Source organism: Streptomyces sp. TRM68416 (genome assembly GCF_014596915.1).
Classification (GTDB): domain Bacteria; phylum Actinomycetota; class Actinomycetes; order Streptomycetales; family Streptomycetaceae; genus Streptomyces.
The window spans coordinates 185123-205805 of the sequence record NZ_JACVWU010000008.1; the positions used below are offsets into that span (position 1 = coordinate 185123).

The 20683-nt window shown below is 71.9% G+C and carries 19 protein-coding genes and 2 pseudogenes; 11 read left to right on the plus strand and 10 right to left on the minus strand.

The window, feature by feature from the left end:
* Window positions 1-58: 58 nt before the first annotated feature.
* The 4 genes from ICC28_RS15545 to ICC28_RS15560 are packed head-to-tail and all read left to right on the plus strand — an operon-like array spanning window position 59 to window position 4700.
* Window positions 59-1177 (plus strand): thiamine ABC transporter substrate binding subunit, encoded by a 1119-nt coding sequence (locus tag ICC28_RS15545; protein WP_188289143.1) that lies wholly within the window; start codon window positions 59-61, stop codon window positions 1175-1177.
* Window positions 1153-2820, plus strand: a complete 1668-nt coding sequence (locus ICC28_RS15550; RefSeq protein WP_188289144.1) for an ABC transporter permease — start codon at window positions 1153-1155, stop codon at window positions 2818-2820. The genes ICC28_RS15545 and ICC28_RS15550 overlap by 25 nt, the downstream gene beginning before the upstream one ends.
* Window positions 2820-3848: an ABC transporter ATP-binding protein gene (locus tag ICC28_RS15555; protein WP_188289145.1), complete on the plus strand. Its 1029-nt coding sequence runs from the start codon at window positions 2820-2822 to the stop codon at window positions 3846-3848. The genes ICC28_RS15550 and ICC28_RS15555 overlap by 1 nt, the downstream gene beginning before the upstream one ends.
* Window positions 3849-3863: 15 nt before the next feature.
* Window positions 3864-4700 (plus strand): maleylpyruvate isomerase family mycothiol-dependent enzyme, encoded by an 837-nt coding sequence (locus ICC28_RS15560; protein WP_188289146.1) that lies wholly within the window; start codon window positions 3864-3866, stop codon window positions 4698-4700.
* 27 nt (window positions 4701-4727) lie between these two features.
* Here ICC28_RS15560 and ICC28_RS15565 read toward each other — a convergent pair whose 3' ends face one another.
* From ICC28_RS15565 to ICC28_RS15595, 7 genes and pseudogenes are all read right to left on the minus strand, one after another.
* Window positions 4728-5411, minus strand: coding sequence for an LAETG motif-containing sortase-dependent surface protein (locus ICC28_RS15565; RefSeq protein ID WP_282700999.1), 684 nt, complete (start codon window positions 5409-5411; stop codon window positions 4728-4730).
* Between the two features lie 189 nt (window positions 5412-5600).
* A pseudogene (locus tag ICC28_RS15570) lies at window positions 5601-6762 on the minus strand (LOG family protein).
* A gap of 23 nt (window positions 6763-6785) precedes the next feature.
* Complete coding sequence (locus ICC28_RS15575) at window positions 6786-7193, minus strand: VOC family protein (protein WP_188289147.1); 408 nt, start codon at window positions 7191-7193, stop codon at window positions 6786-6788.
* Between the two features lie 133 nt (window positions 7194-7326).
* Window positions 7327-8613: a hypothetical protein gene (locus tag ICC28_RS15580; RefSeq protein ID WP_188289148.1), complete on the minus strand. Its 1287-nt coding sequence runs from the start codon at window positions 8611-8613 to the stop codon at window positions 7327-7329.
* The gene (locus ICC28_RS15585) at window positions 8595-9335 is read right to left on the minus strand and encodes an ABC transporter ATP-binding protein (RefSeq protein ID WP_188289149.1); all 741 of its coding nucleotides are present in this window, start codon (window positions 9333-9335) and stop codon (window positions 8595-8597) included. Before ICC28_RS15585 ends, ICC28_RS15580 begins: the two co-directional genes overlap by 19 nt.
* 178 nt (window positions 9336-9513) lie before the next feature.
* A complete protein-coding gene (locus ICC28_RS15590; RefSeq protein ID WP_188289150.1) occupies window positions 9514-10878 on the minus strand; it encodes an aspartate aminotransferase family protein in 1365 nt (454 codons plus the stop codon).
* Window positions 10879-10897: 19 nt separating this feature from the next.
* On the minus strand, window positions 10898-11428 hold the full coding sequence (locus tag ICC28_RS15595; RefSeq protein WP_188289151.1) for an Lrp/AsnC family transcriptional regulator: 531 nt from the start codon (window positions 11426-11428) through the stop codon (window positions 10898-10900).
* A gap of 169 nt (window positions 11429-11597) precedes the next feature.
* Between ICC28_RS15595 and ICC28_RS15600 the strand changes: the two genes are divergently transcribed.
* From ICC28_RS15600 to ICC28_RS15615, 5 genes are all read left to right on the plus strand, one after another.
* On the plus strand, window positions 11598-13037 hold the full coding sequence (locus tag ICC28_RS15600; protein WP_188289152.1) for a gamma-aminobutyraldehyde dehydrogenase: 1440 nt from the start codon (window positions 11598-11600) through the stop codon (window positions 13035-13037).
* A gap of 222 nt (window positions 13038-13259) precedes the next feature.
* Window positions 13260-13661 (plus strand): Tat pathway signal sequence domain protein, encoded by a 402-nt coding sequence (locus ICC28_RS40550; protein WP_223188885.1) that lies wholly within the window; start codon window positions 13260-13262, stop codon window positions 13659-13661.
* A complete protein-coding gene (locus tag ICC28_RS15605; RefSeq protein WP_188289153.1) occupies window positions 13658-14296 on the plus strand; it encodes a class F sortase in 639 nt (212 codons plus the stop codon). Before ICC28_RS40550 ends, ICC28_RS15605 begins: the two co-directional genes overlap by 4 nt.
* A 207-nt stretch (window positions 14297-14503) precedes the next feature.
* The gene (locus ICC28_RS15610; RefSeq protein ID WP_188289154.1) at window positions 14504-14995 is read left to right on the plus strand and encodes an RNA polymerase sigma factor; all 492 of its coding nucleotides are present in this window, start codon (window positions 14504-14506) and stop codon (window positions 14993-14995) included.
* The gene (locus ICC28_RS15615) at window positions 14979-15410 is read left to right on the plus strand and encodes a hypothetical protein (protein WP_188289155.1); all 432 of its coding nucleotides are present in this window, start codon (window positions 14979-14981) and stop codon (window positions 15408-15410) included. Before ICC28_RS15610 ends, ICC28_RS15615 begins: the two co-directional genes overlap by 17 nt.
* Here ICC28_RS15615 and ICC28_RS15620 read toward each other — a convergent pair.
* Together ICC28_RS15620 and ICC28_RS15625 are read right to left on the minus strand one after the other, a co-directional pair.
* Window positions 15367-16083, minus strand: coding sequence for a glycerophosphodiester phosphodiesterase (locus ICC28_RS15620; protein ID WP_188289156.1), 717 nt, complete (start codon window positions 16081-16083; stop codon window positions 15367-15369). The genes ICC28_RS15615 and ICC28_RS15620 overlap by 44 nt on opposite strands.
* A pseudogene (locus ICC28_RS15625) lies at window positions 16080-17262 on the minus strand (adenosine deaminase). The gene ICC28_RS15620 and the pseudogene ICC28_RS15625 overlap by 4 nt, the downstream one beginning before the upstream one ends.
* Before the next feature lie 31 nt (window positions 17263-17293).
* Here ICC28_RS15625 and ICC28_RS40555 point away from each other — a divergent pair.
* Window positions 17294-18139, plus strand: a complete 846-nt coding sequence (locus ICC28_RS40555) for a DUF4190 domain-containing protein (RefSeq protein ID WP_223188886.1) — start codon at window positions 17294-17296, stop codon at window positions 18137-18139.
* A 205-nt stretch (window positions 18140-18344) separates the two neighbouring features.
* Here ICC28_RS40555 and ICC28_RS15635 read toward each other — a convergent pair whose 3' ends face one another.
* The gene (locus ICC28_RS15635) at window positions 18345-18902 is read right to left on the minus strand and encodes an NADAR family protein (protein WP_188289158.1); all 558 of its coding nucleotides are present in this window, start codon (window positions 18900-18902) and stop codon (window positions 18345-18347) included.
* A 211-nt stretch (window positions 18903-19113) separates the two neighbouring features.
* Here ICC28_RS15635 and ICC28_RS15640 point away from each other — a divergent pair, with 211 nt between their 5' ends.
* Window positions 19114-20640, plus strand: a complete 1527-nt coding sequence (locus ICC28_RS15640; RefSeq protein ID WP_188289159.1) for a gamma-aminobutyraldehyde dehydrogenase — start codon at window positions 19114-19116, stop codon at window positions 20638-20640.
* Window positions 20641-20683: the final 43 nt, after the last annotated feature.

Here is a 20683-nt window from a genome sequence, read left to right on the forward strand (position 1 = left end):
TGCCCGGAGGGAATCCGGGCGGGGCCGCGTCTCTTCCTGGTCACTCCAGGAGGAATCAGTGAGCATCACCAAGAAGGCCACGGCCCTGGCCGTCGGACTGGGACTCGTCACGCTGTCCGCGTGCGGGTCGTCGTCCGACGACTCCCAGGGCTCCGGCGGGTCCAAGACCGTCACCCTCGTCAGCCACAACTCGTGGGCCGTCTCCAAGGACGTCCTCGCCGCGTTCGAGAAGCGCTCCGGCTACCGGGTCAAGGTCCTGGAGGACGGCGACGCCGGGCAGGCCGTCAACAAGGCCATCCTGACCAAGGACAACCCGCAGGGCGACGTCTTCTTCGGGGTCGACAACACCCTGCTCTCCCGCGCGCTCGACAACGGGCTGTTCCAGTCGTACGAGGCGAAGGGCCTCGACCGGGTGGACGAGCGGTACCAGCTCGACAAGGGCGAGCACCGGGTCACGCCCGTCGACTACGGCGACATCTGCGTCAACTACGACAAGCAGTACTTCGAGGAGCGCGACCTGACCCCGCCGTCGAGCCTCGACGACCTGGTCAAGCCCGCGTACAAGGATCTCCTCGTCACCGAGAACGCCTCCACCTCCTCGCCCGGCCTCGGCTTCCTGCTCGGGACGGCCGCGCGGTACGGGGATGGGGGCACCTCCCGCTCGAGCGAAGCCGAGAGTGGGGGAGGCTGGCAGGACTACTGGAAGAAGCTCAAGGCCAACGGCGTCAAGGTCGTCGACGGCTGGGAGCAGGCCTACAACGAGGAGTTCTCCGGCTCCGCCGGCGGCAAGGCCGCCAAGGCCGACCGGCCGCTCGTCGTGTCGTACGCCTCCTCCCCGCCCGCCGAGGTGATCTACGGCGACCCGCGTCCGAAGACCGCGCCCACCGGGGTCGCCGAGGACACCTGCTTCCGCCAGATCGAGTTCGCGGGGCTGCTGAGCAACGCGAAGAACAGCGAGGGCGGCAAGGCGCTGATCGATTTCCTGATCGGCGAGGAGTTCCAGCAGGACATGCCGCTGAACATGTTCGTCTACCCCGTGGTCGACGGCGTGGCCGTGCCCGAGGAGTTCAAGGAGTACGGTCCCGCGGCCGAGGACCCCGCGACCATGGCGCCCGACAGGATCGCCGCCAACCGTGACCAGTGGGTCAAGTCGTGGACCTCGCTCGTACTGAAGTAGCGGCACCCCGCCGGAGGTACGCGGCGCGGCTCGGTCTGATGGCCCTGCCCGTCGCGTTCTTCGGCGTCTTCTTCGCCTACCCCGTCGCCGCGATCGTCGCGCGCGGTCTCCAGGTCGACGGGGCCTGGCAGTTCGGGCGGATCGCGGACGTGCTCGCCCAGCCGGACATCCGGCACGTGCTGTGGTTCACCACCTGGCAGGCGCTCGCCTCCACCGCCCTGACCCTGCTGGTCGCGCTGCCCGGCGCCTATGTCTTCGCCCGCTTCGACTTCCCCGGCAAGCAGGTGCTGCGAGCGGTGGTGACGGTGCCGTTCGTGCTGCCCACGGTCGTCGTCGGTACGGCCTTCCTGGCGCTGGTCGGCCGGGGCGGACTGCTGGACGAGCTGTGGGGCGTACGGCTGGACACCACGGTGTGGGCGATCCTGCTGGCCCACGTCTTCTTCAACTACGCGGTCGTCGTGCGGACCGTCGGCGGGCTCTGGGCGCAGCTCGACCCGCGTCAGGAGGAGGCGGCGCGGATGCTCGGCGCGTCCCGCTGGACGGCCTGGCGGACGGTCACCCTGCCGGCCCTCGGCCCGGCCGTGGCCGCCGCCACCCTGATGGTCTTCCTGTTCACCTTCACCTCCTTCGGCGTGGTGCAGATCCTCGGCGGACCGACCTTCTCCACGCTCGAGGTCGAGATCTACCGGCAGACGTCCGAGATCTTCGACCTGTCCACGGCCGCCGTCCTCACGCTCGTCCAGTTCGCCGCGGTCGGCGCGATCCTCGCGGTGCACGCCTGGACCGTACGGCGGCGGGAGAGCGCCCTGCGGCTGGTGGACGCCGGGCAGACCGCACGCCGGCCGCGCGGGGCGGGGCAGTGGGCGCTGCTGGCCGGTGTCCTCGCCACCGTCGTCGTCCTCCTGCTGCTGCCGCTCGCCGTGCTGGTGCAGCGGTCCCTCGGCGCGCCCGGATTCGGCTACTACCGGGCGCTGACCTCCGCCGACGGTGGGGTCTTCCTGGTCCCGCCGATCGAGGCGATCGGCAACTCGCTGGAGTACGCCGTCGTCGCCACCCTCATCGCCGTGGCCGTCGGCGGCCTGGCCGCGGCCGCCCTGACCCGGCGGGACGCAGGCCGGTTCGTGCGCGGGTTCGACGCGCTGCTGATGCTGCCGCTGGGGGTGTCCGCGGTGACGGTCGGGTTCGGCTTCCTGATCGCCCTCGACGAGCCGCCGCTGGATCTGCGGGCCACCTGGATCCTGGTGCCGCTCGCGCAGGCGCTGGTCGGGGTCCCCTTCGTCGTACGGACCATGCTGCCCGTGCTGCGGGCGGTGGACCACCGGCTGCGGGAGGCGGCGGCCGTGCTCGGGGCGTCGCCGTGGCGGGTGTGGCGGGAGGTGGACCTGCCGATGGTGCGGCGGGCGCTGCTGATCTCGGCCGGGTTCGCCTTCGCGGTGTCGTTGGGGGAGTTCGGGGCGACCGTGTTCATCGCGCGGCCCGACCATCCGACGCTGCCGGTCGCCGTGGCCAAGCTGCTGGGGCGGGCCGGGCAGCTCAACTACGGGCAGGCGATGGCCCTTTCGACGGTTCTGATGGTGGTGTGCGCGGTGGCCCTGCTGGTGCTGGAGCGGCTGCGGGGCGCGGATCGGACGGGGGAGTTCTGATGCTGCTGGGTCTTGAGGGCGCGACCGTGCGGTTCGGCGGGCGGGCCGTGCTCGACGCCGTCGACCTGTCGGTGGCCGAGCACGAGGTGGTGTGCGTGCTCGGGCCGAGTGGGAGTGGCAAGTCGACGTTGCTGCGGGCGGTCGCGGGGCTGCAGCCCCTCGATGCCGGGCGGGTCTCGCTCGACGGGCGCGACCAGGCGGGGGTGCCCGCGCATCGGCGGGGGGTCGGGCTGATGTTCCAGGACCACCAGCTGTTCCCGCAGCGGGACGTGGCCGGGAACGTCGCCTTCGGACTGCGCATGCACGGGGCGTCGAAGGCGCAACAGGCGGCTCGGGTGGGGGAGTTGCTGGAGCTGGTCGGGCTGCCGGGCGCCGGGCGCCGGGCCGTGGCCGCGCTCTCCGGCGGGGAGCAGCAGCGGGTGGCGCTGGCCCGTGCGCTCGCCCCCCGGCCGCGGCTGCTCATGCTCGACGAGCCGCTCGGCCAGCTCGACCGTTCGCTGCGGGAGCGGCTGGTGGTCGAACTGCGGGAGCTGTTCACCGAGTTGGGCACGACCGTGCTGGCCGTGACGCACGACCAGGGCGAGGCCTTCGCGCTCGCCGACCGGGTCGTGGTGATGCGGGACGGGCGGATCGCCCAGTCCGGCACGCCTCTTGAGGTGTGGCAGCGGCCGGCGGACGAGTTCGTCGCGCGTTTCCTCGGCTTCGACAACGTGGTGCCGGCGACTGTCGTGGGGCAGGCCGCGGACACCGCGTGGGGCAAGCTGCCGGTGCCGGAGGACGCGCCGCAGGGGGCGTGCACGCTGCTCGTCCGGCCCGCCGGGGTGCGGCTGGTCGCCCCCGAGGACGGCCTGCGCTGCACGGTGGCCGCCCGCACCTTCAAGGGCACCCATGTCGCTGTACACCTCCAGCCGGAGGACGCGCCCCGGCTGGAGGCGGCGTGTGCGCTGCGGGAGGCGCCGGGGGTGGGGGACGAGGTCGGGGTGGAGTTCGAGGCGGCGGAAATCGTGGTGCTGGACCGGTCGGCCTGATCGTAGGGTGCGGGCATGACAGCACTCGCACATGATCGCTACTGCGACGAGATCGCCCATCAGGTCGAACAGTTGAGGGCCGTGGTGACCTCCGGCGCCGACCTGTCCGGCACCGTGCCGACCTGCCCGGACTGGTCGCTGGAGCAGCTCGTACGGCACACCGGCGGCGCCTTCCGCTGGGTGGAGCTGCTGGTGCGGACGCGTGCCGAGGAGGACATTCCCGAGGACCGGGTGCCGCTGATCGGCGGGCCCGAGGCCAAGGGCGACGCGGCCGCGCTGGACGCCTGGCTGGCCGAGACCGGCGGGATGCTCGTCGACGCGCTGCGCGAGGCGGGCCCGGACGCCAAGGTGTGGAGCTGGGCGGGGATCTGCACCGCCGGGTTCTGGGCCCGCCGAATGACCCACGAGATCACCGTTCACCGCGCGGACGCCACCCTCGCCGCCGGGCTGCCGTACGACGTCGCGCCCGAGGTGGCCGCCGACGCGATCGACGAGTGGCTGGAGATCGTCGAGTTCGTGCAGCGGACCGAGCCGGACGACCCGGCGGGCGAGTTGCGCGGACCGGGTCGGAGCATCCATCTCCATGCCACCGGCGGCACAGCCGAGTTGAGCGCCGAGCGACGCGGGACGGGGGTCCCGCCGGCCGAAGGCTGGGAGTGGGTCATCGAGCTGCACGAGGGCGGGATGCGGTGGCGGCGGGGGCACGAGAAGGCGACCGTCGTGCTGCGCGGCCCGCTCACCGCCGTACTGCTCGCCTTCTACCGTCGGCTTCCGCTGGACAGCGGCGAGGTGGAGGTTCTCGGCGAGCGGGAGCTGCTGGAGTTCTGGTTGGAGCGGGCCACCTTCGGGTGACCCGCTCCGGGTGACGTGCTTCGGGGGTCAGCGCGAGCTGCGCTTGCGCAGGCCGAAGAAGACGGCGCCGCCGCCGAGGGCGACCAGGGCGACCGCGATGCCGGCGATCACGCCGGTGTTGGAGTCCGCGCCGGTCTCGGCGAGGTTGGAGTCACCGGCCGCGGGGGAAGGGGCGTTGCTCGCGGTGTCGGCCGGGGTGGTGCTTGCGCTCTCGGCGGGCTCCGACGGCTCCGACGGCTCAGGCGTCGGGGACGGGGTCTCCTCGGCCGGGGTGGAGGCCGAGGGGGTCGGCGTCGGGCTGTCCGACGCGGGCGGGGTCTCCTCTTCCTCTTCCTTGCAGGCCGTGGACGGGGTGGTCAGATTCGGCTTGATGTCCTCGTCGACCAGCTTGCCGGCCTTGACGTGGATGCGGTACTCGGCGTTCGGCCGCCAGTCCTCGGCGAAGGTGATGGTGACACCCTCGCGCGAGCCCTTGACCGTCTGCTCGCCGACCTTCTTCAGGTCGGCGCCGTTGTTCTGGAGGTAGACCGTCACGACGGCCGGCACCCCGGTCGGGTCCACGTCGGTGACGGTGATGACACCGTTGTCGCCGTCGCACTTGGCTTCGGCGGAGAAATCCTTGATGTCGCACGCGACCGCGGTTCCGGCGGCACCCAGCGCGAGCGCGGCGGAGGCGGAGGCGACACCGAGGGCGCGCACGGAACGTGCCACGGTACGGCGAGTGAGGGGCAAAGCTGCCAGGACTGCCACGTTGGTCCTTCACATGATGCGCAAATGAGGGGGGTTGACGGGGCGGTGATGCCGGAGCACCACCATCCCCCAGAGGCTCACAGGTTTATAAGCGTTGCATAAGTAGTGTCAACGCATATGCGGGCCACAGTCGTTGGCTTTGCCCTCTTATTAACCGCCGAGACGTTTCAAAGCCTCCGGGGCCTCCTCGATGCGGTCGACGAGGGCGATACGGGACTCCATCGACCGTTCCCGCGCAAGAGACCGCAGAAGGGGCCAGGCCGGCAGCCTCTCCGTCCAGTGCGCGCGGTTCACCAGCACCATGGGCGTGGGCTCGCCCCGCGACTCGTAGTAGTTCGGCGTCGCGTTGTCGAAGATCTCCTGTACGGTCCCGGCGGCGCCCGGCAGGAAGACGACACCCGCGCCCGAGCGGGCCAACAGGCCGTCCTCGCGGGTGGCGTTGGCGAAGTACTTGGCGATGTACGCGGCGAAGGGGTTCGGCGGCTCGTGACCGTAGAACCACGTCGGGATGCCGACCGAGGGGCCGCCCTTGGGCCAGCGGGCGCGGACCTCGAAGGCCGCCGCCGCCCAGGCGGTGACCGACGGCGTGAACGTCGGTGCCGTGGCGAGGAGTTCCAGCGCGTCGGCGAGCATCACGTCGTCGTAGGGGGCGGCGTAGGCGCCGAGGTTGGCCGCCTCCATCGCGCCCGGTCCGCCGCCGGTGGCGACGGTGAAGCCGGCGCGGGCCAGTTCGCGGCCGAGGCGGGCGGCACCGGCGTACTCCTCGGTGCCGCGGCCCATCGCGTGGCCGCCCTCCCCCACGCTCGAATCAACTCGCGCGGGAGGTACCCCCATCGCCCACCACCCGGGCGCCGGACAGGAGTTCGTCGAGCGCGTCCGAGACGGAGTCGTCGTGGATCGAGCGCAGCATCGAGGCGAGTACGTCCCGGTCCGCCTTGGTCCGCTGGAACCAGGCGTACGCGCGGGCGTCGGGCGTGGCCTCGTAGCCGTCGTCCGCCAGGGACGCGAACAGCTCGTCGGGCGAGTAGACCAGACCGCGGTACGGGTCGAAGGGCAGGTCCGGGACGGGCGGGAAGACCATCGCGCCGTCCGCGCGGATCTTCGCGGCCGCGTCCTCGCGCATCGCGCAGCCGAGGAAGACGGCGTCGGTGGTGTCCGTGGTGAGGAGTTCGCGCGTGCGGTCCGTCAGGTCGACGGCCTGGACACGGAATCCGGCGAGCGTGCCACGCGCGGCGACGGTCGCGTCGAACTCCTCCAGCGTCTCGATCTCGCGGTCGTTGTGGTGGGCCGCATGGGCGGGCATCGTCTGCACCCGCCCATGCTAGGCGGGGTGGTTCAGCCCTCGACCGCGGCCGGGTCCATCCACACGACCTCCCAGGTGTGGCCGTCGAGGTCGTCGAAGGCACGGCCGTACATGAAGCCCATGTCCTGGGTCTTGTCCGAGGCGGTGCCGCCGGCGGCGACGGCCTTCTCCACCAGCTCGTCGACCTTCTCGCGGCTCTCGGCGCTCAGACAGATCAGCACCTCGCTGGTCTTCGTGGCGTCCGCGATCTCCTTGTCGGTGAACGTCGCGTAGAACGGCTTGGTGAGCAGCATCGCCACGATGGTCTCGCTGATCACGACCGAGGCCGCGTTCTCGTCGCTGAACTGGGGGTTGATCGAGTAGCCCAGCTCCGTGAAGAACTTCTTCGAGGCGTCGAGGTCGTTCACGGGCAGGTTCACGAAGATCATCTGCTGGTACATGGGGGTCTCTCCCGTTCGTGTCGGTCGCTTCGGTGGGGTAGACCGGGGCGCCGCGGCGAACTCATCGCGGTTCCGAGATTTTTTTCGTACGGATTTCTCGGCGGGGTTCTCGGCGGATTTCTCGGCGGGCTTCTCAGCGGGCCAGCGGGAGCGCGGCGAGTTCGGCGACGAGTACGGTGAGCGGGCCGAACATCGCCAGCAGGGCGCCGGTCCGGAGTGCGGCGGCGCTGCGCAGCATCGTGGCGGGGGCGCCGAGGCGGAGCAGGGCGGCGGTGGTGTCGGCGCGGGCCTGTCTGGCCTCCACGGCGGCGGTCAGCAGGGTGGCGATCGCGCAGCCGGTGACCACGGTTGCGCCGAGGGCGGTCAGTGGGCCGAACGGGCGGGTGTCGGTGCCGGGGGTGTGGAGGACGGCCGTGGCGTACGCGGCCGCGGCGACCGCGCAGACGACGCCCAGGGGGCGGCCGATGCGGGTGGCCTCCTCCATCAGGGCGCGGCCGGCGAGGAGGCGGAGGGGGCCGGGGCGGGCGGACTGGAGGAGGCGGCCGCAGAGGTGGGTGAGGCCGGGGGTGGCTACGGCGAGGCCGACTGCGGTGAGGGTCCAGGCGAGGAGGAGGGCGGGGGTGAGGGTGAGGTGGCTGAGGTGGGTGGGTTTGCGGGCGTAGGCGCCTACGGTGAGGCCTGCGGCGAGTACGGCTGTGCCCCAGGGGAGGCCGGCCGGGGTGGTGGGCGGTTCGGTGAGCCCGGTTGGTGCGTCGGCCGGGGTGGGGGTTGGCGTGGGGGTGGGTGCGCGGCCCGGCGCTGCGGGGTGCCGCCTGCGCCCACCCGTGCCGCCCCAGGCGGCACGCATGCCCGCAGGCTCAGCAGGCTGCTTGGCAGGCTGAGTGGCATGCATGCCCGCGGGCTTGGCAGGCTCGCGGGGGCGCATTGTCAGGGCCACCGTGAGTGATGCCGCGGCCGGTACCAGGGAGAGCAGGGTCAGGGCTGCTGGGAGGGGGAGGGGTTCGGAGGCTGCCAGGAAGTCTGTGGCTGCCCCGTCGAACGGCATGCCGGTGAGGTCGCCGCGCAGGTGGAGGAAGACGAGCAGGGCCAGCATCGAGCCGAGGAGGGTGGAGAGGGCGGTGGTTGTTGCCGCGACCGCCATCAGGCGTACGGGGCCCAGGCCGATCGCGGCGAGGCCCGGGCGGGGCCGGGTGCCGGGGTCGGTGCGGGCCACCGCGAGGGCGAAGTAGACCGTCGCCGCGAGCGGGGCCGCGCACCAGAGCAGGCGGAGGAACGAGGAGCCGGGGGAGTCCGGGTGGGTGAGGGCGTGGCCGAGGGTGCACAGCAGCAGGAACCCCGTGCCCGCCGACGCCGCCGCGACCAGGAGGCGGCGCAGCTGTACCGCGGGGCGGGCGCTGCGGGTCAGACGGAGAGCGAGCACGCGGCCCGGCCTTCCGTCTCGGCGACCGGGGGCAGGTGGACGGTGTTCACCCGGCGTCCGTCCAACAGGGACACGGTGCGGTCCGCCAGGGCGGCCGTTTCCGCGTCGTGGGTGGCGAGGACCACCGTGATGCCGTGCGAGCGGGCGGCCGTGGTGAGCGTGCGCAGGACATGGGCGCGGTCGGCGCGGTGCAGGGGGGCCGTCGGCTCGTCGGCGAAGAGGACGGTCGGAGCGGTGGCCAGGGCGCGGGCGACGCAGACGCGCTGGCGCTGCGCCTGGGTCAGCTCCCGCGGGCGGCTGCGGGAGCAGTCGCCGATGTCGAGGCGCTCCAGCCACTCCAGGGCGGCCGTCTTGGCGCGCCGGCGGCCGGTGCCGCGCAGCATCAGGGGGAGGGCGGCGTTCTCCCAGACGTTCAGCTCCGGGACCAGCGTGGGCCGCGGATCGATCCAGCCGAAGCGGTCGCGGCGCAGGCGCTCACGGGCGACGGGGCCCATGGTGTGCACCGGCACGCTGTTGAACCAGACCTCGCCGCGCTGCGCCGGGACCAGCCCCGACAGGCAGGCGAGCAGGGTGGACTTGCCGCTGCCGCGCGGGCCGCTGACGGCGAGGATCTCGCCCTCGCGCACGCCGAGCGAGACGCCGCCGAGCCCCGGCGAACCGTCGTGGTGGGTGAAGTGCAGGGCGCGGGCCCAGAGCACATCGTTGTCGGGCGGGGCCTCCATGCGCGTACACCTCGTTCTGGTCCGTTTGCCGTGCCGTCCCCCGTGCGGGGGAACGAAAGCAGGGCCGATCGGTTACCGGGCACGCTAAGGATTCGCGGCAGGAACGCCGGACAGCACGCGGCCCGGGTGCACCCTTCTCACTCGCATGGGTGCACCCGGGCCGGGAGGCCGCCGCAGGCTAGAGCTTGGTCCACGCCTCCGTCAGGGTCGCGCGCAGGATCTGCTCGATCTCGTCGAACGTGTCCTGGTTGGAGATCAGCGGCGGGGCCAGCTGGATGACCGGGTCGCCACGGTCGTCGGCGCGGCAGTACAGGCCGTTGTCGAAGAGGGCCTTGGAGAGGAAGCCGTACAGGACGCGCTCGGTCTCCTCCTCGTTGAAGGACTCCTTCGTCGCCTTGTCCTTGACCAGCTCGATGCCGTAGAAGAAGCCGTTGCCGCGGACGTCGCCGACGATCGGCAGGTCGTGCAGCTTCTCCAGGGTGGCGCGGAAGGCGCCCTCGTTGTCGAGGACGTGCTGGTTGAGGTTCTCGCGCTCGAACAGGTCGAGGTTGGCGAGGCCCACGGCCGCGGAGACCGGGTGGCCGCCGAAGGTGTAGCCGTGCAGGAAGGTGTTGTCGCCCTTGTAGAACGGCTCGGCCAGCCGGTCGGAGACGATGCAGGCGCCGATCGGGGAGTAGCCCGAGGTCATGCCCTTGGCGCAGGTGATCATGTCCGGGACGTAGCCGAACTTGTCGCAGGCGAACGTCGTGCCGAGGCGGCCGAAGGCGCAGATGACCTCGTCCGAGACGAGCAGCACGTCGTACTTGTCGCAGATCTCGCGCACCCGCTGGAAGTAGCCGGGCGGGGGCGGGAAGCAGCCGCCCGCGTTCTGCACGGGCTCCAGGAAGACGGCCGCGACCGTGTCCGGGCCCTCGAAGAGGATCTGCTGCTCGATCTGGTCGGCGGCCCAGCGGCCGAAGGCCTCCGGGTCGTCGCCGAACAGCGGGGCGCGGTAGATGTTGGTGTTCGGGACCTTGTGCGCACCCGGGACCAGCGGCTCGAAGGGGGCCTTCAGGCCGGGCAGGCCGGTGATGGACAGGGCGCCCTGCGGGGTGCCGTGGTAGGCGACCGCTCGGGAGATGACCTTGTACTTGGTGGGCTTGCCGGTGAGCTTGAAGTACTGCTTGGCGAGCTTCCAGGCGGTCTCGACCGCCTCGCCGCCGCCGGTGGTGAAGAAGACCTTGTTCAGGTCGCCCGGAGCCTCGTCGGCGAGCCGCTCGGCGAGCTCGACGGCCTTGGGGTGGGCGTAGGACCACACCGGGAAGAAGGCCAGCTCCTGCGCCTGCTTGAAGGCGGTCTCGGCGAGTTCCGTGCGGCCGTGGCCGGCCTGGACCACGAACAGGCCCGCGAGACCGTCGAGGTAGCGCCTGCCCTTGTCGTCGTAGATGTAGGTGCCCTCGCCCCGGACGATGGTGGGGACGGGGGAGTTCTCGTACGAGGACATGCGGGTGAAGTGCATCCACAGGTGGTCGTACGCGGTCTTGCTGAGGTCCTTGGTGCTCACGGTTATCGGGTCCTCACGGCTATCGGGTTCCCCACATGTAGGTCTGCTTCTTGAGCTTCAGGTAAACGAAGCTCTCGGTGGAGCGCACTCCGGGGATGGCCCGGATGCGTCGGTTGATGACGTCCAGCAGGTGGTCGTCGTCCTCGCAGACGATCTCCACCATCAGGTCGAAGGAGCCTGCGGTCATCACCACGTACTCGCATTCGGACATGCCGGTCAGTGCGTCGGCCACGGACTCCACGTCGCCCTCGACATGGATGCCGACCATCGCCTGGCGCCGGAAGCCCACGGTGAGCGGGTCCGTGACGGCGACGATCTGCATCACGCCCTGGTCGAGCAGCTTCTGGACGCGTTGGCGCACGGCCGCTTCGGAGAGGCCCACGGCCTTGCCGATCGCGGCGTACGGCCGGCGGCCGTCCTCCTGGAGCTGTTCGATGATGGCGAGGGAGACGGCGTCCAGGTGCGGCGTGCCGCCGTTCCTGGAGTCGCGGGGGGACTCGCGGGAGTCCCTGGGGTCTGCGCTTCGACTGGCCACGGGTTCACTGTGCACGCGTCTCGTCGGTTTGGCAAGGCCGTAGCGATGAAATTCGTTGTTTACGTAGCCGAGACTTGCGGATTTCGCAGATATGGCCAGGGTGGGGCTGTTGAAAACGTCGGGCAGCCGATTAGGGTAGGTGTCTCAGTGATTGGACAGTTCTCATACCGACAGGAGGCCGGCAGTGAGCACCGAGCTGCGTCGTCTGCGCAACTACATCGACGGTGAGTTCCGGGACGCCGCCGACGGACGGACCACCGAGGTGGTCAACCCCGCGACGGGCGAGGCGTACGCGACCGCGCCGCTGTCCGGGCAGGCGGACGTGGACGCCGCCATGGAGGCCGCCGCCCGCGCCTTCCCGGCCTGGCGCGACACCACCCCCGCCGAGCGCCAGAAGGCCCTCCTGAAGATCGCGGACGCGTTCGAGGAGCGCGCCGAGGAACTGATCGCGACCGAGGTGGAGAACACCGGCAAGCCCATCGGCCTCACCCGGTCGGAGGAGATCCCGCCGATGGTGGACCAGATCCGCTTCTTCGCCGGTGCGGCGCGGATGCTGGAGGGCCGGTCGGCCGGTGAGTACATGGAGGGCCTGACCTCGATCGTCCGCCGTGAGCCGGTCGGCGTCTGCGCGCAGGTCGCGCCGTGGAACTACCCGATGATGATGGCCGTATGGAAGTTCGCCCCGGCGATCGCGGCGGGCAACACGGTCGTGCTGAAGCCGTCGGACACCACCCCGGCCTCCACCGTCCTGATGGCCGACATCATCGGCTCGATCCTGCCCAAGGGCGTCTTCAACGTCATCTGCGGCGACCGTGACACCGGCCGGCTGATGGTCGAGCACCCGACCCCGGCGATGGCCTCCATCACCGGTTCGGTCCGGGCCGGCATGTCGGTCGCCGAGACCGCCTCCAAGGACCTCAAGCGGGTCCACCTGGAGCTGGGCGGCAAGGCGCCGGTCGTGGTCTTCGAGGACACCGACATCGCCAAGGCCGTCGAGGACATCTCCGTGGCGGGCTTCTTCAACGCCGGGCAGGACTGCACCGCCGCCACGCGCGTGCTCGTCCAGGACTCGATCCACGACGAGTTCGTGGCCGCGCTCGCCAAGGCCGCCGCCGACACGAAGACCGGTCAGCCGGACGACGAGGACGTGCTGTACGGCCCGCTCAACAACCCCAACCAGCTCAAGCAGGTCTCCGGGTTCATCGAGCGGCTGCCCGCGCACGCCAAGGTCGAGGCCGGTGGCCGGCAGGTCGGCGAGAAGGGCTACTTCTACGCGCCGACCGTCGTCTCGGGCCTGAAGCAGGACGACGAGATCATCCAGAACGAGGTCTTCGGGCCGGTCATCACCGTCCAGTCCTTCTCGGACGAGGACCAGGCGGTGGAGTGGGCCAACGGCGTCGAGTACGCCCTCGCCTCCTCGGTGTGGACCAAGGACCACGGCCGTGCCATGCGGATGTCGAAGAAGCTGGACTTCGGCTGCGTCTGGATCAACACGCACATCCCGCTGGTCGCGGAGATGCCGCACGGCGGCTTCAAGAAGTCCGGGTACGGCAAGGACCTGTCGGGGTACGGGTTCGAGGACTACACGCGGATCAAGCACGTGATGACGTCGCTGGACGCGTGACGCTCCGCTGAGGGGGCGGGGCCTGTCGCAGGTCTGGTCCTCCTGGTCCTCCCGGAGTGTCTCGGCCCCGGACGGCTGCACGCGCCGTCCGGGGCCGCTTTGTTGTCGTCGACTTTGCGATCTCTTTACAACCCCTCCCTTCGCCGGTTCGTCTCTCCGCTCGATCCGTAACCCAGCCCGTCCGGTCCGCCGGGCGGGCGGACCGACGAAGGAGAGCGATTCATGCGCCGAACCGGCCTCAGTGCCCTGGCCGTTGCCTGCACCGCCGTGCTCGCGGGCGCGGCACCCGCGTTCGCCGACGGGGGGAGTGGCACGCCGAGTCCTGTGCCCACCGTCGTGACTGATCCGAGTGCTGCTCCGAGCGAGGCGAGTCCTGTTCCGAGCGAAGCCAGTCCTGTTCCGGAGGAGGCGACCGATCCGAGTGCCGCGCCGGCCGAGGAGCCGTCGTCGGGGCAGGTCTCCGTGGTGCCGAGCGGGGCGCCGGACACCGGGGTGGCGGGGGAGTCCTCGGGCGAGGGCGGGGGCGGGAGCGGGGCCGCGCTCGTCGGCGGGGGCGCCGCCGCTGCGGTCGCCCTGGGGGGTGGTGCCTTCGTCCTCCTCCGGCGGCGGACGAACTCGGCATGAGCCCGCTGTCCAGGCGGGCGTTCGCCCTGGCCGCTCCTGCCACGCTCCTCGTGAGCTGCGGTGGCCGGGGCGGCGGGGCCGGGCGCTCGCCTGTGCCGTCGCTGTCGCCGTCGCCGTCCCTCGGGTCGACGGTTGGGGGCGGGCGGTCGGCGCCGGTCCGGCTGCTGATCCCGGCGATCGGGGTTGACACCCCGGTCATCCGGCTCGGGCTGGCCGACGACGGCACCGTGCAGGTGCCGCCGATCACCGCGCACGACCGGGCGGGCTGGTACGAGCACTCACCGCCCCCGGGACAGACCGGCCCCTCGGTGATCCTCGGCCATGTCACGGTCGGGTCCTACGGCGACGGCGTCTTCCGGCATCTCGCAAGACTGCGCCGCGACGACCGGCTCACGGTGCGGCTGGGGGACGGGACCTCGGCCGCGTTCGCCGTCACCGCCGTGCGGACCGTCGCCAAGGCCGACTTCCCGTCCGACGAGGTGTACGGCGACGTCGACCGCCCGGAGCTGCGCCTCATCACCTGCGGCGGTCGGCGGACCTCCGACGGCTACGTCGACAACGTGATCGTCTTCGCCGCGTCGAGCGATGACGGACGTAGACGGGGGCGTCGGAATTCGGCGGGGGGCGGTCGTTGACGGGGCCGGTGGTGTGCGGCGGTCGTCGGCCGTCGACAGGGTCGGCGGTGTCCGGTCCCGCCCGGTCGTCGGCCGATCCGCCGGTACCCCGCCCGTCCCGCCGAAACCCCGCCCCGGCTGCCGACCACCCCACCGAGAGCCGGTCCGGGGAACGCGGGTCGGTGTTTTCGGGTCCTTGTCCGTGAGCGCCCTTACCTCTGGAGAACGTTGAAACGGTCCCGAGACAAGGCGGCGTCGGAGTTGTTCGCCGCTCTCTATCCGCGTCTTGCCGGCTGGTGCCGTCGGCTGGTCGATGACGACGAGACGGCTCATGAGATCGCCTCGGAGGCGTTCACGCGGCTGTGGGCGCGTTGGACGGCCGTGGAGGAACCGCAGGGCTTTCTCTATGTCACCGCGGCCAACATCGTGCGGGACCACTGGCGCAAACTGGAGCGCGAGCGCAGGGCCGTGCGCCGGGCGACGACGGAGGCCGAACGGGCGCCGCGACCCGAACAGGCCGACCCGTCGGTGCGGTTGCTCGTCCAGTCGCTGCCGGAACGACTGCGCGTGCCGATCCTGCTGCACTACTACGCCGACATGCCGATCCGGGAGGTGGCGATGCTGACCGGACGCAAGGAAGGAACCGTCAAGGCCGACCTCCACACGGCCCGCGAACTGCTCCGCGCCCATCTGAGGAGGAGTCTTGATCACACCCGCTGACGACGGTCCGGACGTCGACCCCGACGACCCGCTCGTCGTCGTCCTGCGCCCCCCGGCCGAGTTCCTCGGCCCGCCGCCCGGCCGCTACGAGGCGATCCGCCGGGGCGCCGCCCGCCGCAAGCTGCGCCGTGCCGCAGTCGGGGCCGGACTGGTGTGCGCCGTCGCCGCCCTCGTCGTACTGCCGCTGCGTGTGACGTCTCCCGAGGCGCCCCCGCAGCCCACGGTTCCGCTCGCCCCGCCGCCCGCGAGCAGTCCCCCGGCGTCGCCGCCGGACCCGTCCGTGACGCCCGAGCCGCTGCCCAGCGAGGCGCCCTCGGCAGCGACGCCGACCGTCGTGCCGCAGTCACCCGGGCCGAGCCTGCCGACGGACGTCACGGCCGACCCGGCGGCGGTGGCGCGGCCGTCCCGGGTGTGAGCGTCCGGAGGGCGTCGATGCGGTTGGTGGTGATCGAGTCCACGCCCAGAGCGAGCAGACGACGCATCGAGCGGCGGGTGTCCGGGGTCCACACGGACAGCAGACAGCCGTCGCGGTGCACCCGGTCGGCCAGCGCGCGGTCGACCAGCCCGAAACGGTAGTTGAGCCACCGCGGACGCACAGCCGTCAGCAGCGCGGGCCGAGGGGGCGCCGACGTCGTCCAGGTCAGCGCGATCTCGGCGGCCGGGTCGGCGGCGCGCACGGCGAGCATGGCGGGGGCGGCCGCGCAGTAGTACACGCGGTCGTCCGCCCCGCACTCGCGCACGACGTCCACGATCCGGCGCACCGTGCGCGGGTCGGGCCCGCCGGGCAGGTCCAGCATCACCCGGTGCCCGTCGGTCGCCGACAGGGCCTCGACCAGGGTCGGCACCCCGTCCGCCGTACGCTCGCGCAGCTCGTCCGCCGTCACCGCGCGCAGCGGCCGGTCCAGTCCCCACAGCCGCTTCAGCGTCTCGTCGTGCAGCAGGACGGGCACACCGTCCCGGGTGACGCGCACGTCGACCTCGACGGCGTCGGCGCCCCGGCGGAGTCCGGAGCGCAGCGAGTCGAGCGTGTTCTCGCGGAAGAGGTACGGGTCACCGCGGTGGGCTACGGCCGTGACCGCGGTGTTCATCGGGCTAGCCAGGCGGCGGTGTACGTGTCGATCTCGGCCTTGATCCGGGCCTTGCCGGGCTCGTCCAGGAAGGACGCGTCCACGGCGTCGGCGGCGAGGCCGGCCAGGCCGCGCTCGTCGAGGTCGAGCAGGCGGGCGGCGACCGCGTACTCGTTGTTCAGGTCGGTGCCGAACATCGGCGGGTCGTCGGAGTTGATCGTGACCAGGACCCCGGCCCGGGTGAACTCCTTGATCGGGTGCTCGTCGAGGATGGGGACCGCGCGCGTGGCGATGTTGGAGGTCGGGCACACCTCCAGCGCGATGCGCTGCTCGGCGAGATGCGTGAGCAGTTTCGGGTCCTGGGCCGAGCTGGTGCCGTGCCCGATGCGCTCGGCGCCCAGATACGTCAGGGCGTCCCAGACCGTCTCCGGGCCGGTCGTCTCGCCGGCGTGCGGGACGGAGTGCAGGCCGGCGGCGATCGCCCGGTCGAAGTACGGCTTGAACTGCGGCCGCGGCACGCCGATCTCGGGCCCGCCGAGACCGAACGACACCAGGCCCTCCGGGCGCAGCCTGTCGTCGGTGGCCAGCCGCACGGTCTCCTCGGCGGACTCGAGCCCCGCCTCGCCGGGGATGTCGAAGCACCAGCGCAGTACGGTCCCGAAGTCGGCCTCCGCCGCCTTGCGGGCGTCCTCGATCGCCTCCATGAAGCCGCGCTCGTCGATGCCGCGCCGGGTGGAGGAGAACGGGGTGATGGTCAGCTCGGCGTACCGCACCTGCTGGCGGGCCATGTCCCGGGCCACCTCGTACGTCAGCAGCCGTACGTCCTCCGGAGTGCGGATCAGGTCGACGACGGACAGGTACACGTCGATGAAGTGGGCGAAGTCCGTGAAGGTGAAGTAGTCGACCAGGGCCTCGGGGTCGGTGGGGACCTTGGAGTCGGGGTGGCGGGCGGCCAGTTCCGACACGACGCGGGGGGAGGCGGAGCCGACGTGGTGGACGTGCAGTTCGGCCTTCGGCAGTCCGGCGATGAAGGCGTGCAGGTCGCCTGCGGCGGCGGCAGCGGCCGCGGTCTGGTCCGTCAAGGTTCCTCCCCGGGAACGGCGTCCCCGCCGACTGGGACGGGACGCGGGTGATCGGCTGATCGATGACTCGGGGATCATCGTAGGCCGGGAAGCGGGGTCCGGAGGCGGGCCGTAGCATGACGGGACGTACGACAGAGGGGGTCCCGCGCATGTCCGAGGACGCGCAGTCGCCGGATGCACCGGGAAACGGGTCGGAGGTCGACCTGACCAAGCGGGGCGGGCCGGGCGCGCAGGGCGCCTCCGGGGGCACGCCCGCGGCGCCGAACCCCTGGGCTCCTCCGGCGTCCGAGTCCGACGGCCCCGGCAGCACCACCGCCTCGAACGCCCCGCAGTCCTGGCCGGCTCCCTCGGTGCACGACCAGCCGACGATCACGTCGATGCCGGGGACGGGAGCGGCGCCGGGCGGGCCGTGGGCCGGGCCCGGGGCGCCGGGCGGCCCCGCCTCGCCGGCCACGCCGAACGCCTCGCCCGCGGGCCCCTTCGCTCCGCCGTCCGGGCCGGTGCCGCCGAATGCTCCGTCCGGCGGTCCGTTCGCTCCGCCGGTCCCGCCGAACGCCTCGTCCCCGGACCCTTTCGCTCCTCCCGCCCCCTACCCCCACCCGCATCCCCACGCCCACTCCCACGGCGAACCCGTCCCCCCGCCCCCCATCGCGCCCGACGGGCCGGGCCCGGTGCCCTACGGCTATCCCGGTGGCTACGGCTACCCGCCCCAGGCCGGCTACGGCGGTTATGCCTGGCCCGGTGCGCAGCCGCCGCCGAGCAACGGGATGGGGACGGCCGCGCTGGTGCTCGGGATCATCTCGGCCGCCGTGTTCTGTCTGTGGCCGGTGGCCATCCTGCTGGGCGTGCTGGCGCTGGTCTTCGGGCTGATCGGCCGGGGGAAGGCCCAGCGGCACGAGGCGACCAACCCCGGTCAGGCCCTGGCCGGGGTCATCTGCGGCGCCGTCGGCATCGTCCTCGGCCTGGTGATGATGGTGGTCGTGATCGTGACGTGAGCGAAGAGGCCTCCGGCCGCTGAGCGCTCCGCTGGGAGTGCGGTGATGTGCCGTCGTTCGCCTGCGGGCTCGTCGTGGCTGGTCGCTCCCCCACGCTCGGCTTCGCTCGCGCGGGGGGACCCCCATCGCGGCGGAGCCGCACATCGATACAGCCCCGCGCCCGTTTGGGGCGCTGCCGCACCGCAGTCGAATGCGCCGGGGCCGCTCAGGCCGCCCGCAGTCTCTCCCGCGCCTCCATCAGCGCGAACCCCAGCAGGTTCGGCCCCCGCCACCGCTCCGGGGCCGTGGCCGCCTCGTCGTTCGCCGCCAGGCCGATCCCCCAGATCCGGTCCACGGGGCTCGCCTCCACCAGGACACGCTCGCCCGTGCCCAGCAGGAACGCCCGCAGCGTGTCGTCGGAGCCGAACTTGTGGACGCTGCCCTCGACCACGATCCGGAACCGCTCACGCTCCCAGGCACCCTCGTCGAACCCACGCACCAGCCGCCCGGCGTTCTTCGCCTTCGACGGATGGTCCGCCGCGAGGACCTGCCGCTCGGCCTCGGCGTCGCCGAACAGCCGGGCCTTGCCGGCCATCATCCAGTGCTCGGCCGTCGCGTACTCCACGCCGTCCACGGTGAACGGCGACGGCCACCACTGGCTCAGACAACTCACCCCGATGCGCCCGTCGGGGCTCGGCCGGTGCCCCCAGAAGTGCACATACTTGATCCCCGCCCCCGCACGGACCGCCCTGACCAGGGCCTCCCGAGAATCGATCTTTTCCATGCACGCGAGTCTGGCACGCACCACTGACACTCCGTCCTCCCTTTTCCGTGCCGACTCGACACCTGGTCGACAGATTCCGTCGCGTAACCAAAAGGCAACAACGGAATCACTTGTTGGAGTGCCATTGCTCTGTCAGGATCGGCACTCAAATCGAGCTGGAGCTACGCCACCCGCCCCCGTGGACAGCGGGGCGAAGGCGGAGGAGAGCGACATGCACAACCCGGGCAACGCCACCCCGGAACGATTCCCCGCCGAGGAGCGCTTCGCGGCCGGTGCGCAGTACATCGCCGGCCGCCTGACGAAGGGCACCTCGGGCCGCAGCCACGCGGTCGTCGACCCGGCCACCGGCGAGGAGGTCCTCACCTACGAGCTGGCCGGCACCGACGACGTCGACGCCGCCGTCGCCGCCGCCCGCGCGGCCTTCCCCGGCTGGTCCGGGGCCACCCCGGGCGAGCGCTCCGACGCGCTGCACAGGCTGGCCGCCGTCCTCGCCGACCGCGCCGAGGAGTTCGCCCGCGCCGAGTCCCTCCAGTGCGGCAAGCCGCTGAAGCTCACCCGCGAGTTCGACGTGCCCGGCACGATCGACAACACCGCGTTCTTCGCCGGTGCCGCCCGCCACCTCCAGGGACAGTCGGCCGGCGAGTACTCCGGCGACCACACCTCGTACGTGCGCCGCGAGGCTATCGGCGTGGTCGGCTCCATCGCCCCCTGGAACTACCCCCTCCAGATGGCCGCCTGGAAGATCCTCCCGGCGATCGCCGCGGGCAACACCATCGTCCTCAAGCCCGCCGAACTCACCCCGTTCACCTCGCTGCTGTTCGCCGAGGCGTGCACCGAGGCGGGCATCCCGGACGGCGTCGTCAACATCGTCACCGGCACCGGAAAGGAGGCCGGCGAACGCCTCGTGGGCCATCCGGACGTGGCCATGACCTCCTTCACCGGGTCCACCGCGGTCGGCAAGCGCGTCGCCGAGATCGCCACCGCCACCGTCAAGCGCATTCACCTGGAGCTCGGCGGCAAGGCCCCCTTCGTCGTCTTCGACGACGCCGACCCGGAGGCCGCCGCCCACGGCGCGGTCGCGGGCGCCCTCATCAACACCGGGCAGGACTGCACCGCCGCCACGCGCGCGTACGTGCAGCGCCCGCTGTACGAGGAGTTCGTCGCGCGCACGGCCGCCCTCATGGAGACCGTCCGCCTCGGCGACCCCTTCGCCCCGGACACCGACCTCGGCCCCCTCATCTCCCACGCCCAGCGGGACCGGGTCGCCGGGTTCGTCGACCGGGCGCGTGCCTACGCGCGCGTGGTGACCGGCGGCGAGGCCCCCGACGCCAAGGGGGCGTACTACCGGCCCACCCTGGTCGCCGACGCGCCCCAGGACAGCGAGATCGTGCAGTCCGAGATCTTCGGCCCCGTCCTCGTCGTGCTCCCCTTCGACACCGACGACGAGGGCCTCGCCCTCGCCAACGACACCCCCTACGGGCTCGCCGCCTCCGCCTGGAGCCGTGACGTCTACCGCGCGAACCGCGCCACCCGCGAGATCAAGGCGGGCTGCGTATGGGTGAACGACCACATTCCGATCATCAGCGAGATGCCCCACGGCGGGTACAAGGCGTCCGGCTTCGGCAAGGACATGTCCGCGTACTCGTTCGAGGAGTACACGCAGATCAAGCACGTCATGTTCGACAACACGGCGGTCGCCGAGAAGGACTGGCACCGCACGATCTTCGGGGACCGATAGCAGCCAGGCCGCCCGACCCGCGGCCGCCCGACCTCCCGAAAGG